Origin of the sequence: Nocardia sp. 2TAF39 (assembly GCF_052114905.1) — a bacterium.
GTDB lineage: Bacteria > Actinomycetota > Actinomycetes > Mycobacteriales > Mycobacteriaceae > Nocardia.
The window spans coordinates 1-15,120 of the sequence record NZ_JBFRFQ010000060.1; the positions used below are offsets into that span (position 1 = coordinate 1).

Here is a 15,120-nt window from a genome sequence, read left to right on the forward strand (position 1 = left end):
CCCCCCACCACACCACTACGCCGTGTCGGTGGATCGAGGATTAGCGTGACCTATCGTCGTCGTTTCCGGGTGCTTCAGGTGAATCAGGGTGCTTGCCCGAGTGTTTGCGAGATAAATTCACCGCACTGACCAACACCGCGAGTCCGATGATCACCAATAGCTCCATGCCATGGGCCTACCCGAAGACGCGATACCCAATCGAGCGAATCCGGTGAATACTCGGCCGCCGATGGGCCCGGATGGGCCCGGTGGGCGATGGCCTCACCAGCGGCCAAGGCCGCAGGCATGTCGGCAACCACCGGTTGCATCAGGACCTGAGCGCAACTTTCCCCACACCTGACTGGTACGGCCTGAATACCCGGAGAGGCGGAACAGTCAGCGACGGGCTTTGGCCACCACCGCGTCCACCGCCGAGGCGGCGGATATCTCTTCCGCCTCGCCGGTGAAACGGTCGCGCAGTTCGACCTTGCCCTCTGCCCAGCCGCGGCCGATGACCAGGACCAACGGTATGCCGAGCAGCTCGGCGTCCTTGAACTTGACGCCGGGCGAGGCAGTGCGGTCGTCGAAGAGCACGTCCAGGCCGTGGGAGTGCAGCCCGGCCACCACCTCTTCGGCCCCCGCGCGCGCCGCGTCGTCCTTGTTCGCGATGACGACGTGCACGTCGTACGGCGCGACCTCAGCGGGCCAGCGCAGCCCCTTGTCGTCGTGCTGCTGCTCGGCGATCACCGCGACCATGCGCGAGACGCCGATGCCGTAAGAGCCCATGGTGAGCCGCACCGGCTTGCCGTTCTCGCCCAGCACGTCCACCTCGAACGCGTCGGTGTACTTGTTGCCGAGCTGGAAGATGTGGCCGATCTCGATGCCGCGCGCCGACACCAGGGTGCCGCGCCCGTCCGGTGAGGGATCGCCGTCGCGGACCTCGGCGGCCTCGATGGTGCCGTCGGGCGTGAAGTCACGACCGGCGACCAGGCCGACGACATGCTTGCCCGGCTGGTCTGCGCCGGTGATCCACGTCGTGCCGGTGCCGACGCGGGGATCGACCAGGTAGCGAACACCGTTGGCCTGCAGCGCCTTCGGGCCGATGTAGCCCTTCACCAGGAATGGGCTCTCGGCGAAGTCGGCTTCGGTGAGCAACTCGACCTCGGCCGGCTCGACGGAGGCACCCAGGCGCTTGTCGTCGACCTCGCGATCGCCGGGGACCCCGATGCCGAGGATCTCGGTCTTGCCGTCCGGGTGGCGCAGCTTCACCATGACGTTCTTCAGTGTGTCGGACGCGGTGACCTGGCGACCGTAGCGCTCGCCGATGCCCGCGCTGTTGGCCCAGTCGACCAGGGTCGCGATGGTCGGGGTGCCGGGGGTGTCGTGCACGACGGCCGCGGGCAGTCCTTCGATCGGCAACGGCGCGGGAGCGGGCGTGACCACCGCCTCCACATTGGCCGCGTAACCCGAATCGAGGCAGCGCACGTAAGTGTCCTCGCCGACAGGGCTATCGGCCAGAAACTCCTCCGACGCACTGCCGCCCATCGCACCCGAGGTTGCCGCGACGATGACGTACTTGACCCGCAGCCGATCGAAGATGCGCTGGTAGGCCTCACGATGTGCGTCGTAGCTCGCCTTCAGTCCGTCCTCGCTCAGATCGAAGGAGTAGGAGTCCTTCATGACGAACTCACGCCCGCGCAGGATGCCCGCGCGGGGGCGCTCCTCGTCGCGGTACTTGGTCTGGATCTGGTACAGCGTGACCGGAAGATCCTTGTACGAGCTGTACTCGCCCTTCACGGTGAGCGCGAACAGCTCCTCGTGGGTCGGGCCGAGCAAATAGTCCGCGCCCTTGCGGTCCTGCAACCGGAAAAGACCGTCGCCGTACTCGGTCCACCGGTTGGTCGTCTCGTACGGGTCCCGCGGCAGCAGCGCGGGTAGCGAGATCTCCTGGGCGCCGATCGCGTCCATCTCTTCACGCACCACGTCCGCGACCTTGCGCAGCACCCGTAGGCCCAGCGGCAGCCAGGAGTAGACACCCGGGGCGACGCGGCGCACATAGCCGGCACGCACCAAGAGTTTGTGGCTCGGTACCTCGGCGTCGGCGGGATCGTCGCGGAGAGTTCGCAGGAACAGGCGGGAGAGGCGGGTGATCACGGAAGCACAGGGTAGTCGCCTACCGGATGCTGTTGACAGCGCATTACCGTATTCGTTCGTGCTGGTGCTGCTGCCTCCTTCCGAAACCAAATCCGACGGCGGCGCGGGCGCACCCCTCGCCCTGGGGTCCTTGGCTATGCCGCAACTCACAGCGGTGCGCGCACGCTTGGTCGACGAGGTGGTGCGCCTGGCAGCCGACCCGGACAACGCCCGCTCGGCCCTGGGGCTCGGTAAGGGGGCTGCTGGCGAGATCGCCCGCAATGCGGCGTTGCGCACGTCACCGACCCGGCCCGCGCTGGAGCGCTACACCGGCGTCCTCTACGACGCGCTCGACGCGGGCTCGTTCACGAGGGCCCAACGAGCCAAGGCGTATGCCCGGCTCGGTATCGGTTCGGCCCTGTTCGGCGCGGTCCGCGCGGGTGACCCGATTCCGGCCTACCGGCTCTCCGGCGGCTCCAAACTGCCTGGGCTGCCGACCCTTTCGGCGGTCTGGCGCGACGCGCTGGGCGACGCGCTGCACGCCGAGGCCGCGGGCGAACTCGTAGTCGACCTGCGCTCCGGCACCTACCAACAGCTGGGCCGCGTTCCTGGCGCCATCACCGCGAATGTGCTCACCGAGCACCCCGACGGGTCCCGCACGGTGGTGAGTCACTTCAACAAGCACCACAAGGGCCTGCTGGCCCGCGCCCTCGTGCTCACCAGGGCCGAACCGACCGACGTCCGCAGCGTCGCACGGGTGGCGGCCAAGGCTGGGTTGCGGGCCGAGATCGCCTCACCCACCGAGCTTCTCGTCATCACCTGAGCGCGGTTGCGGTTCAGTCACCGACGGCGGTGAGCGTTGGGTACGAGGCGTGTCCGCCGCCGCGTCCGCGGCCAACGCTCACCGCTGCCGAACAACACGTGCTCGATCTCACCTTCCGTCGCCTTTCGCCGCAGGTATGGGATGTCCGTCGAGGACGGGTTGCGGTTCGAAACTGTTCGCTCGTTTCTCGCTGCACTGGCGGACAAACTGATCGCCGGATCCTGCCGGGCCATGCGCTGCACCCGTCGCTGGAACACCGGAGCAGGCGAGTTCGGCCGGATCGAGCCGTGGGCCGCGCTATGGATCCCGACTGAAACAAAACAACTAGACATGGCAAGACTCGAACCGGGAACCGGGAACCGGATCGGGTCGCCGGCACTCGCGCCGCACTGCTGCGCGAATCGTTGTCGATACGGTCGACGGCGTCTCGGCCCGACAACCGCTATCGCTGGTCGGCATCCTCCGGTGTGCGTGGCGCCGGAGGATGCCGTTGTGGATCGTCCAGGACCACTGTGAGGAAAGCGTGTGGGATCCTCGGCCAGCTGGGGTGCCACCGACCTTCGCGCAGATCGTGTTCCAGGGCGTGAAGCAGGAAGGTGATCCAGGGTCCTTCGTCGCGCAGTGGCCGGATCAGGCCGGTGTCGGCGCAGGTGGCGACGGCCGGCACGAGTGCGTACTTGGCGTCGTCGGTCTGTCCGGCCGCCGCAAGGCAGGACGCGAGCAGCAGTTGAGCGTGTAGCGCTGCCCGTGGGCGACGAGCAGCATCGATGGAATCGCGCAACCGTGTGGAGCGTTCGCAGGCGGTGGCGACCTGGGCGGGGATCCGGTCACGTAGCAGCACACGTATCGCGGAATCCTCCATCAGCTCGGCAGTCAGGATCGCTATGCCGTTTTCAGCCGTGGCCATTGCAGGGCGGGCAGCGCCTGCCCGGTCGGGTACCTCGATGGCCGACGTTGTGGTGGTCGTGAGCCCGAGGCGGATCCGCTCGTTGGTGATACGAGCGGCCAGGCGCGGCACAGCAAGCGCTTTGGCGGTCCTCGCACCTTTGTCCAGGCGTTGCGCCGCGGCATCGAGATCACCGCGCAGTGCTTTGATCCGAGCGCCGGTCGCATAGGTGGCCATCATGAATTCCACCGGGCCGCCTTCGATTCCGAGACCACTGACTCCATCCAGCAGTTGCTCGGCCTCATCGAGCTGATCGCGTTCGTAGAGCAGCTCGCCGAGCAGCGCATCAGCCAGCGCCGGGTAGGACTGGTAACTGGAGGAACTCGTGGCGATCTGGCGAGCCTTGCGGAAACTGTGCTCGGCGGCGGAGACGTCGAGCTGTTCACGGGCCGCGAGGCCGGAGAAGCTGTAGGTGATTATCTGGCTGAACGTGCCGCCGATCTGCTGCTGGTACGGAGCGGCCCAGTCGAACCACGCGCTTACTTGATCGAACTCGAAACGGCGGAAGGCCAGATACGCCGCGGTGCTTGCGGCAGCACCCAGTGCCCACGGGCTCAACGTGTCGGTTCTGGACAGGCAATCGGCCACTACAGCGTCTACGCCCTCGATATGGTCGATCATCGCCCTGCCGGTGCTCTCGATCAGGGCTGCTTCGGCCGCGAGATCGGAGCCGGTCCCCTCGATCGACGCGCGCGCGAGCCGCAGTGCGGTGTTCAGCTCGGTGGGTCGACGCAGCAGCGTATATGTCCAGGCGAGGGCGAGTTGCAGACGCGGACGGGTCGCCACGAGCGGCGACGGCAGCTTCGCGACCAGGCCGAGCAGGGTCGCGAATCGGGCATCCGCGACGTGGTCCATGGACCGTTTCTCGACGAGATCTACTGCGTGTTCGTCGTCGCCGCAGGCCAGGGCGTGATCGATGGCCTCGCTGATCATCCCGTGCTCGCCGAACCAGGTGGCGGCGGTGCGGTGCAGTTCGTCCACCTGATCGGGGCGGTCACGCGCGAGCCGCTGACGCAGGAATTCCACGAACAAGTGGTGATAGCGGAACCATTCACCGTCCTCATCGATACGACGCAGGAACAGATTCCGCCGCTCGATACTCTCCAGCAACGCCTGCCCATGCCGCTGCCCGGTCAACGCGGCGGCGAGGCCGCCGCAGATCTTTTCCGGCAGCGAGGTCTCCAACAGAGCTGCCAGCAACACCGGATCCGTGGTGTCGAGCACGTTCTCTGCGAGATACTCGGCAATCGCGTGATGACGCCCCGATATATGGCTGATCAGCGTGCCGGGGTCGTGATGTCCGCGCAGCGACAGCGACGCGAGCTGCAACGCCGCGACCCAGCCTTCGGTACTCTCGCGCAGCTCGGCGACCTCACCGTCGTCCAAGGACAGACCACCCAGTTCCACTAGAAACGAGCCCGCCTCAGGAGCGTCGAAACGCAAAGCACTGGAATCTATTTCGACCAGCTCGTTACGCACACCCATAGTCGCCAGCGGCAAACCCTCCGAGGACCTGCTGGTGACAATGATCTGCAGATGATGACAACCGTTCTCCAGCAGGAACCGCAAGGCCGCGGTCGCCGCGGAATCGGTCACCCGATGCCAGTCGTCGATGACCACAGCCACGCGTTCGTGGTGCTCATGAATGTCGTTGATCAATGTGGTGAGCGCATAACGAGTGGCCTGCGCACCTCGTTCCTCGAGCGTCCGGTCCAGCTCAGGGACCAGTGCCGGACGCACCCGGTGAATCGCCTCGATCAGATGCAGCAGGAACCACACGACGTTGTTGTCGTCGCGATCTGCGTTCAACCACGCGACCGCCACCTTTTGCTCCCCGGCAAGGCATTCCGCCCACTGCGCGGCCAAAGTGCTCTTACCGAACCCGGCGGGAGCATGGATGACAGTCAACCGCGGCCGCGAAGCAGCCCGCAATCGCTCGATCAGTCTGCCGCGATGCACCAACGCCCGCGCCGACATCGCCGGGCGGAACCTGGTTTCGGGGGTGGGTGGCGTCGTGAACCTCTGCGACAGTGACCGGCCGGTAGGAACCGATCGCGGTGCGTCGATGTCCTCCGCAGGCGACGTCAGGTCACCGTGGTCGTCGGCACGCACCGTCATGTCCTGCACCGGCATACCATGGGCGCCCTCGACACCGCGCAGCAACTCACCGAACTCCGCGGCCGACCGCGGCCGCCGCGCCGGATCGTGCGACATACTGGCCTCGATGGCCGCGCAGAAGTCATCGGGCATACCGTCGGGCCGCAGGTCCGGCAGCGGCTCGGCAGCGATCCGCAAAAACTGCGCGACCACCTGCTCACCCGAGCGGCGCTCGAACGCGGCGTGGCCGGTGATCATGCAAAACAATGTGGCACCCAGCCCGTAAACATCGGACGCTACCGACGGATTCCCGGAACGCAGTACCTCGGGAGCGGTGAACGCGGGTGAGCCGGTGATCACGCCGGTGGTCGTCTGGAAACCGCCTTCGATACGGGCGATCCCGAAATCGGTGAGCTGCGGCTCGCCATAATCGGTGAGCAACACATTTCCCGGCTTGATATCGCGGTGCAGAATCCCGGCCCGATGCGCCGTCTCCAGCGCACCGGCCAACTTGACCGTGATCCCGACCGCGTCGCCGAGCGGCAGCCGTCCCTCACGGCGAATACGATCTTCCAACGAGCCATGCGAGTGATACGGCATCACCAGATAGGGGCGACCACTACCAGTCGTACCGACCTGCAGGATGTGCACGATATTCGGATGACCGGACAAAGCACCCATCGCCCGCTGCTCACGCAGGAACCGCTCGAAATTCTCCGGCCAGAGATCCCCCGACGCCAGCAAAACCTTGACCGCGACATCCCGGTTCAACGCCCGCTGCCTACACCGGTAGACCACCCCGAAACCACCCCGCCCGATCTGCCGCGGACCGTCGAGACCCGTACCTGCCAGTTCCTTGTCGATATCTGGAGGCCGGTCACTCTGCGTCGCGAATGGATCTCGGTCCGCCATCGCCTTGCTCTGTGTCGGGGTGCTGCCGCGCTACCTTCCCCAGCTTATCCCCGGCGAACCACCGAACCGGGGCGGATCGGGGGGAACTGTCCTTACGGCTGCGGTTCGATTCGAGCGCCCTCCAGGTGGCCCGCCGCAATGCTCTGACATCGGGAATCGGGTCCGGACAGGCGCGTATGCCGAAATCGATGTGCTGGTCGTAGCAGATGACAATGATCTTGTCCGCAGGGATCTGTGCAGCGGGCTCGGCTCCCGGTTCTCCAATTCTGGGAGCAGACGTGGTCGGCTCATGGCCTGTCGGCCGCCGTCAGATCGCGGATCAACAGGGCGGTGTGCAGGGAGGTGCGTGATTCGCCGTCGCCGAGGTCGATGTCGAGGATGCGTTCGATGCGGGCCAGTCGCTCGTAGAGGGTGGGCCTGCTGACGCTGAGTCGGCGGGCGAGTTGGGTCTTGTTGCCCGCCAAGTCGAGGAACTGGCGCAGAGTTCGGGTCAGGTCGGCGTCGTGGCGGAGGTCGTAGCGCAGTAGCGCGCTCAGTTCGGTCTCGGCGAAACGCTGCACACCCGGTTCGTCGCGGATCAGCGACAACAGCCCGCGCAATCGCACGTCGCCGCTGCGATAGAACGGTCGCGGCGCCGAACTCCCGAGCGACAGCGCGACTTCCGCGACGTGCGCGGCGTGCGGCAGCTCATGGGCGGTGTCCAGCAGCGAATCCGACGCGGCCCCTGCGCCGATCACCACCCGCCGCACCCCGTCGACCCGCCGCACCTCACCGAGGATCGCGGTGCATACCGCTGCCAGCTTCTCGTCCGGCTCATCGGTCCGCGGCAGCGCGAGGATCATGGCGATTCGGTCCCCTTGGTCGGCGACGGCCAGCGCGGTCATCTTCGCCAGACCGAGTCCGTGTGTCACCGCGTCCAGGATGCCGACCGCGCGGCGCTGTCCGGCGACCGGATCGGTCTCGGCCGCCGCTGCGACATCGACGGCGAGCGGAACGTAGGCGGCCCGGCGGGCCAATCCCAGCGCGGCGGCCCGTGCCCGGGCGTCGCGCTCGTGCAGCCTGCCGTTGACCATGTCGTCGATCAGCCCGGTCTGTGCCTGCCGGTGCAGGCCGAACCGGTCCTTCTCGATCATGCGGTGCAGCGTCAGCGTCTGCGCGGCGCGCTCCAGCACCATGCGCGCCCGCACGGTCGGCACCCCGTCGGAACGCAGGAGCAGCCGCCCCCACCGCTGGGTGTGCGGGCCGACGGCCACTGCGTCCCAGTCATCGGGCAGCAGGCGCGAGGTGGTCTCCCAGTTCTCCAGCAGCGTCGAGGTGGACGCGTGGCGCGCGGTCAACGCGAGCACCCGGTGTGTCAGGTCCTCCAGCACCACCGCGGCGTCGAGCATGTGCGCCGCAGTCTGCACGATCTCGGCCAGCGCGGCGCGGCGGACGCTGAGCTCGGTGAATGTCTCGTGCACGGTGCGCGCGAATTCGAGTTCCGCGTATTGCTCGGCGACGATCACCCGGTGCACCGCTTCGGTGATCTCCACGAACCGGGTGAGCCGATGCAGCGCGATCAACGGAAGCCCCAGCGCGTCGGCGGTCGCGGCGACCCGGGAAGACAGCGCGGGCACGTATCCGCCGAGCTCGACCACCAGCCCGGACACCCCTGCCGCCGCCAGCGCCGTCAAATACTCCTCGGTCGCCGCGTCGCCGTGGCTCATCGCCTGCCCGGTCGTCAGGATGAGCTCGCCGCCGACCAGTAGCTGTGCCACGTCCGCCAGTTCGCTGACGTGCACCCAGCGCACCGGCCGAGCCAGCGATCCCCCGCCGACGACCTCGGGTTCACCGGCGCGGACCACCGGCATCGCCAACACGTCGGCCACCGAGGGAACCACCGACGAATCGTAATACACGAGGCCAAAACACAGACAGATCGTCAGGTCATCGGGAAGGCTTGATACCGCAGAGTGGTATCCACCGACTTCGCGCCGTTCCACCGGACCGCCGCACGTGACGACGAGACGGCACCGCCAACGCTCACTATCGAATCGAGGAGATATGCAGACCATCGCGCACTGGCTCGACGGCAAGGCTTTCGTGGGCAGCAGCGAGACGACGGCACCGGTGACCAACCCGGCGACCGGCGCGGTGACCGGACAGGTCGCGCTGGCGAACGTGGCGGACACCCGGGCGGCGATCGACTCGGCGGCCGCGGCATTCCCGGCCTGGCGGGACACCTCGCTGGCCCGGCGCACCCAGATCATGTTCCGCTTCCGCGAACTGCTCAACGAACGCAAGGAAGAACTCGCGCACCTGATCACGGCCGAGCACGGCAAGGTGCTGGCCGATGCCATGGGCGAGGTGAGTCGCGGTCTGGAGGTCGTCGAATTCGCCTGCGGCGTGCCACACCTGCTCAAAGGCGGCTACACCGAGAACGCCTCGACGAAGGTGGACATTTTTTCCCTCCGCCAGCCGCTGGGCCCGGTCGCGGTGATCTCCCCGTTCAACTTCCCCGCAATGGTGCCGATGTGGTTCTTCCCCCTCGCCATCGCCGCGGGCAACACGGTGGTGCTCAAGCCCAGTGAGAAGGACCCGTCGGCCTCGCTGTGGCTCGCCCGGCTGTGGGACGAAGCCGATTTGCCCGCAGGGGTTTTCACCGTGCTGCAGGGCGACAAGGTCGCGGTCGACGAGCTGCTGGACAACCCGGGCGTCAAGGCCGTCTCGTTCGTGGGCTCCACGCCGATCGCGCGGTACGTCTACCAGCGTGGCACCGCGGCAGGCAAGCGGGTGCAGGCGCTCGGCGGCGCGAAGAACCACATGGTGGTGCTACCGGACGCCGATCTGGACCTGGCCGCCGACGCCGCGGTGAACGCCGGGTTCGGCTCCGCGGGCGAGCGATGCATGGCGATCAGCGTGGTGGTCGCCGTCGGCGGCGCGGCCGACGAGCTGGTCGGCAAGATCGCCGAGCGGGCCGGGACCATCAAGACCGGCGACGGCACCCGCGCGGCCGACATGGGCCCGCTGGTCACCCGCGCACACCGCGACCGGGTCGCGGACTACATCGCGGCAGGTGAAACCGCCGGTGCCACAGTGGTTCTGGACGGCCGCGGCGTCGAAGCCGACGGCGCGGCCGACGGGTTCTGGCTCGGACCGACGATTCTCGACCACGTCGACACGGATATGAGCGTCTACACCGACGAGATCTTCGGCCCTGTCCTGTCGATCGTGCGGGTCGACAGCTACGACGACGCACTCGCCCTGGTCAACGCCAACCCCTACGGCAACGGCACCGCACTCTTCACCAACGACGGCGGCGCGGCCCGGCGCTTCCACAACGAGGTGGAGGTCGGCATGGTCGGGATCAACGTGCCGATCCCGGTTCCCATGTCCTACTACGGCTTCGGTGGCTGGAAGAACTCGCTGTTCGGCGACGCGCACGCGCACGGCACCGACGGCGTGCAGTTCTTCACCCGCGGCAAGGCGGTCACCACCCGCTGGCTGGACCCGAGCCACGGCGGGCTGAACCTCGGGTTCCCGCAGAACAAGTAGGTATCCCCCGGCGACGCAGGAGAACTCGGCGATGACCCTTCCGAACGGCCTGACCCCCGACGACGCACGCGCCGCGGCCGCACGGGCCTGCGAGCTCGACCGCAGACACGTTTTCCACTCTTGGTCCGCGCAGGCGCATGTGGACCCGATGACGATCACCGCGGCCCAGGGTTGCTACGTGTGGGACGGCGACGGCAACCGGCTGCTCGACTTCTCCTCTCAGCTGGTGAACACCAACATCGGCCACCAGCATCCGAAAGTCGTCGCTGCGGTCCAGGAGCAGGCGGCGAAGCTGTGCACCGTAGCACCGCAGCACGTCAACGACGCCCGCTCCGAAGCAGCGCGGCTCATCGCCGAGCGGACCCCCGGCGACCTCGACCGGATCTTCTTCACCAACGGCGGCGCCGACGCCGTCGAGCACGCGGTGCGGATGGCCCGGTTGCACACCGGGCGCTACAAGGTGCTCGCGCGCTACCGCTCGTATCACGGCGGCACCGAGACCGCGATCAACCTCACGGGCGACCCGCGCCGCTGGCCCAACGACCACGGCGTCAGCGGTGTGGTGCACTTCTTCGGCCCGTTCCGATACCGCACGCAGTTCCATGCGACGACCGAAGCCGAGGAGACCGAGCGCGCGCTCGCGCATCTCGAGCAGACCATCGCGTTCGAGGGCCCGGCGACCATCGCGGCGATCGTGCTCGAATCCATCCCCGGCACCGCGGGAATCATGGTTCCGCCACCCGGATACCTGGCCGGGGTGCGGGCCTTGTGCGACCGGTACGGGATCGTGTTCATCGCCGACGAGGTGATGTCCGGTTTCGGCCGCACCGGAAAGTGGTTCGCCATCGAGCATTTCGAGGGGGTTGTCCCTGATCTGCTCACCTTCGCCAAGGGCGTGAACTCGGGATACGTGCCGCTGGGCGGTGTCGCGATCAGCTCGGCCATCGCCGCGACCTTCGCCGACCGTCCGTACCCCGGCGGACTCACCTACTCCGGGCATCCGCTTGCCGCGGCCGCGGCGGTGGCGACCATCACCGCGATGCGTGATGAGCGGATTGTGCAGAACGCCGCCGACATCGGCACGCGCGTGCTCGGCCCCGGCCTGCGCGAACTCGAGCAGCGGCATCCCAGCATCGGCGAGGTGCGCGGCGCGGGGGTGTTCTGGGCGCTGGAGCTTGTCCGCGACCAGTCCACCCGCGAACCGCTTGCCCCGTACGGTGGGACGAGTCCGGCGATGGCCGAGGTTGTCGCCGCGTGCCGCGCGGCCGGTCTGCTGCTGTTCGTGAACTTCAACCGGCTGCATGTCGTCCCGCCCTGCGTGATCTCCGAGACCGAGGCGAAGGAGGGCCTGGCCATCCTCGACCATGCGTTGACGGTGGCCGACCGGCATACGGTGTGAACGTTTGGTGTCGACTCTCCTATGCGGGCCTGGTCGATCGGACGAGTCAGCGGGAATGCCTTGGCGCACCTGATTGTTCGCTCAGAACGTGACCAGTACCGCTGTTCTTTCCGATGACCTGAAGAAGTACCTGGACGAGGAGCGCGTGTTCGCCACCGCGGCCACGATCGGGCCGAACGGGCAGCCGCACCTGACCGTGATCTGGATCAAGCGCGACGGCGACGATCTGTTGTTCTCCACCACCACCGATCGCCAGCAGGGCAAGAATCTCGCACGCGACCCGCGGATCACGGTGCTGATCAACCCACCGGACAATCCGTATGTGTACGCGGAGATCCGCGGCAACGCGACGCTCACGCCGGATCCGGACAAGTACCTGCCCGACGAACTTTCGCTGAAGTACACCGGCCGGAAGTACCTGGACTTCAACCCTGCCTCGGTACACGACGGACCGCGCGTCATCGTCCGGGTGACGCCGCGCAAGGTCGCGGGCCGGATGTAGTCCGCGGGCTCAGCTTGTCGTGTACCCTGCCGCTGCTGACGCGGCGGCAGGTTTGACGGTGGATTTGCCAACGTCGAGGTGGGTGGCGCGGCGGATGTTTCGGAGCCGGGTGGGCGACCCCATCGCTACGTGAGTTGGTGGTTGTGGTGGGGGCCGTCTTTATTGTGGGTGTGGTTGTGGTTTGCGGGTGTTTCGTTGTGGTCGTCGAACGGTTTCGGTGCGGACTTGTTCGATGATGTCTTTGGGGATGTGGTGGATGATGTCTTGGCGGGAGGTGATGCCCAGTTTTTGCAGGATTGCGGCCATTTGGGCGTCAATGGTTCTGGCCGATTTCCCGCGGCGGACGGCAATGGCGAGGTTGGTCCATCCGGCCGTGGCCAGGATGGCGACCTGCCGCTCGGCAGGAGTCAACTCGTCCCACCGCGAGGTGATGGGCTTGCCCGATGGGGTGTCGACGGTCAACGTGCCCAAGGCGAGCCGCTGTAACTCGTTGTGTTCCGGACGCAACCGTGAACCCTGCGCTTCCGCCGCAGCGAAGGCGGCGGTTCCGAGCACCCGACAGGCGACATCAATAGCGTTGTCGGATTCATCGGCGAACGGGCCCATCTGTTCGAGGTTGATGCCGAGTCTGGTTCGCAGGGTTTTGGCCCCGCCTGCCGAGCGGGCGATCTCGGTGGCCAGCGCGATCAGCCTGCGGTGGTCGGGGTTTCCGGCAGCGATCGCATCGGTGATCAAGCGCGCCAACGACCACATCCGAAACTCCACCACCATCCATCCGACCCACTGATCACCGACGGCGAGTTGATAGGTCAGCGAGTTCCGTTCGAGAGCCAACGCCTCGGTCGGATCGCCGCCGTGCATGGTCAAGGTGGTCGCCATGACGAGTTCGGCCATGCATTTTTCCCACAACACTCCGGAAACGTTCGCGCGGTCGCAGTAGCGCCGGGTGATCTCGTAGGCTTGGTGCGCGGTTCCCACCAGACCCGCGGCCGCACCCGCGCCCGCTTCGCTTCGCGACGCGGCGACATAGTTGCCGATAGCGTCGAATTTGTCCCGGGCGCGGGTGTAGACGGTGACGGCGCGGGCATCGCGACGAGCGAACAGCAGCTCTATCCCCCACGCGTATTCGACGGAGGCGGGCAGGCCGAGATCGATCTCGGGGGTGTCCCGCCAGTTCCGTCTACTGTCCGGGTCGGGAACGCAAGCGGCAACACAGTCCTCGAGCATCCGCTCGGCATCCCCGGGACAGCCCTGAAGCAAAGCGAGCATGCCGATGGCGGCCATGGCTTCGATCTGCAGGTCGGTGGGTTGCGAGGCCGCAGCCCGGGTGGCGTCGAGGCTACGTTGGATCCAGCGCCGCAATTCTCCTACCGCGCCGCCGGCGCCGACCGTTCCCAGGGCAGCGAGCCCGAGGCAGATTTCCAGGCCGATGCTGGCCTGGCCGGGGGTGCTTATGCTGGTTTCGATCGCGGTCGCGATGTTGGCCCAGGCTATTCGGACCCAGTCCAGCAGACCCTGTTCTTCCGGGCGGAACCAGTGGGCTGCGGCGTGAGCGACTTTGTCGTGGTAGTAGTGTCGGTGCCGGTCGGCCATCCGGGCGGATTCATCCACCTCGTCCGTGACGCGCAGGCGCAGCCGGTGCTGTGCGAACACCCGCAGGCTCTCCACCAGGGAATACCGCACCGTCGTGGATGTCATGTGCACCGACACCAACGACTGATCGACCAGACGGTCGAGGACACCCTCGACCTCATGACGAGCCAACACCACACCAGCATCACCGCCGTTGTCGTAGTCGGTTGCGCTGTCGTCGTGGTCGCTGTTCTCGCCGTTGTCGGTGATGGTGGTGTCGGAGCAGATGGTTTCGATGGCGCCGAGGTCGGCTCCCACGTCCAATATGACCTTGTTGTCGGTGTCGTCAGGGTTGGTGGCATAGCCCGCGGCGAACACCGACAGCCGATCGAAGAGCAGCCGTTCCTTGTCGCTGCACAGGTCGTAGGACCAGGTGATGACGTCGGTGACCGCTCGATGCCGGGGTTCGGTGCCCCCGTAGGGGCCGTGGGACCAGCGCAGTCGCGTGTCGTCAGCGTGGCCGGTGAGTCCTTGCAGGATCATCGCCAGTGGTTGACGGCGCAGTCGTGCGGCCGCCAACTGGATGTAGAGGGGGTGGTTGTCGATGTGGTCGCAGATCTCGGCGGCCGTGGCGGTGTGTTCTGCGCTGGTGATGGTGTGGCCGGTGAGTTCGGCGCGGTGCCGAAACAACGCCACAGCATGGTCTCTGGACAGAGGTGGGACGGTGATCAGGTGTTCGTCGGGCCAGCCGACGGGTTCGCGGCTGGTGGCCACCACGGTCAGCTCCGGTGCCGCGTCGAGCAGACCGGAGATCAGGTCGGCGACCCCGGCGAGGACATGCTCGCAGTTGTCCAGAACCAGCACCGTGCGAGGGACATGTCCGGCCGGATCGGTCCGGGTAAGGGTGTCGAGGAGGGCCACTTGGGCCGAGCGTCCGGAGAAGTCGGCCTCGATCACCACGTGGGCGATTTCTTCTTCGACCGCGGTCCTGTCCGCGCCCGTAGCCAACCGTGCCAACCGCACCCAGTACACGCGTAGCTCGCCGGTCGCGGCCTTACCGAACCGGGCGACCGCTTCGGCCGCCAGCCGGGTCTTCCCGATCCCACCCGCACCGGTCAGGGTGATCAACCGGGCCGGGCCCAGTAGCAGGGTGCTGATCTGCTCCAACTCACGATGCCGGCCCACGAAACCGTGAACCGAGACCGGGAACCCACCCACGCCTT

General features: G+C 67.0%; 8 protein-coding genes. 4 read left to right on the forward strand and 4 right to left on the reverse strand.

Annotation, left to right across the window (positions count from 1 at the left end):
* Positions 1-375 precede the first annotated feature (375 nt).
* Positions 376-2,133 (reverse strand): proline--tRNA ligase, encoded by a 1,758-nt coding sequence (locus AB4Z47_RS27440; protein WP_441955035.1) that lies wholly within the window; start codon positions 2,131-2,133, stop codon positions 376-378.
* Positions 2,134-2,191: 58 nt separating this feature from the next.
* Between AB4Z47_RS27440 and yaaA the strand changes: the two genes are divergently transcribed.
* Positions 2,192-2,935: a peroxide stress protein YaaA gene (gene yaaA / locus AB4Z47_RS27445; RefSeq protein WP_441955077.1), complete on the forward strand. Its 744-nt coding sequence runs from the start codon at positions 2,192-2,194 to the stop codon at positions 2,933-2,935.
* A 442-nt stretch (positions 2,936-3,377) separates the two neighbouring features.
* On the opposite strand, the gene AB4Z47_RS27450 is transcribed toward yaaA, so the two are convergent.
* Entirely contained in the window at positions 3,378-6,890 is a 3,513-nt protein-coding gene (locus AB4Z47_RS27450; protein WP_441955037.1) for a protein kinase domain-containing protein, read from the reverse strand.
* 287 nt (positions 6,891-7,177) lie between these two features.
* The gene (locus AB4Z47_RS27455) at positions 7,178-8,740 is read right to left on the reverse strand and encodes a PucR family transcriptional regulator (protein ID WP_441955079.1); all 1,563 of its coding nucleotides are present in this window, start codon (positions 8,738-8,740) and stop codon (positions 7,178-7,180) included.
* Positions 8,741-8,933: 193 nt separating this feature from the next.
* On the opposite strand from AB4Z47_RS27455, the gene AB4Z47_RS27460 reads away from it, so the two are divergent.
* From AB4Z47_RS27460 to AB4Z47_RS27470, 3 genes are all read left to right on the forward strand, one after another.
* On the forward strand, positions 8,934-10,424 hold the full coding sequence (locus AB4Z47_RS27460; RefSeq protein WP_441955039.1) for a CoA-acylating methylmalonate-semialdehyde dehydrogenase: 1,491 nt from the start codon (positions 8,934-8,936) through the stop codon (positions 10,422-10,424).
* 31 nt (positions 10,425-10,455) lie between these two features.
* Complete coding sequence (locus AB4Z47_RS27465; protein ID WP_441955041.1) at positions 10,456-11,823, forward strand: aspartate aminotransferase family protein; 1,368 nt, start codon at positions 10,456-10,458, stop codon at positions 11,821-11,823.
* Positions 11,824-11,911: 88 nt separating this feature from the next.
* Positions 11,912-12,325, forward strand: coding sequence for a PPOX class F420-dependent oxidoreductase (locus AB4Z47_RS27470; protein ID WP_441955043.1), 414 nt, complete (start codon positions 11,912-11,914; stop codon positions 12,323-12,325).
* 159 nt (positions 12,326-12,484) lie between these two features.
* Here AB4Z47_RS27470 and AB4Z47_RS27475 read toward each other — a convergent pair whose 3' ends face one another.
* Positions 12,485-15,082 carry an ATP-binding protein gene (locus AB4Z47_RS27475; RefSeq protein WP_441955045.1) on the reverse strand — a complete coding sequence of 866 codons (2,598 nt, stop codon included), beginning with the start codon at positions 15,080-15,082 and terminating at the stop codon, positions 12,485-12,487.
* Between the last annotated feature and the right edge of the window lie 38 nt (positions 15,083-15,120).

Coding starts and splice junctions, on each gene's coding strand:
- AB4Z47_RS27450 (WP_441955037.1), bottom strand. CDS start 6,890: ATGGCGGACCGAGATCCATTCGCGACGCAGAGTGACCGGCCTCCAGAT.
- AB4Z47_RS27455 (WP_441955079.1), bottom strand. CDS start 8,740: ATGCCGGTGGTCCGCGCCGGTGAACCCGAGGTCGTCGGCGGGGGATCG.
- AB4Z47_RS27460 (WP_441955039.1), top strand. CDS start 8,934: ATGCAGACCATCGCGCACTGGCTCGACGGCAAGGCTTTCGTGGGCAGC.
- AB4Z47_RS27465 (WP_441955041.1), top strand. CDS start 10,456: ATGACCCTTCCGAACGGCCTGACCCCCGACGACGCACGCGCCGCGGCC.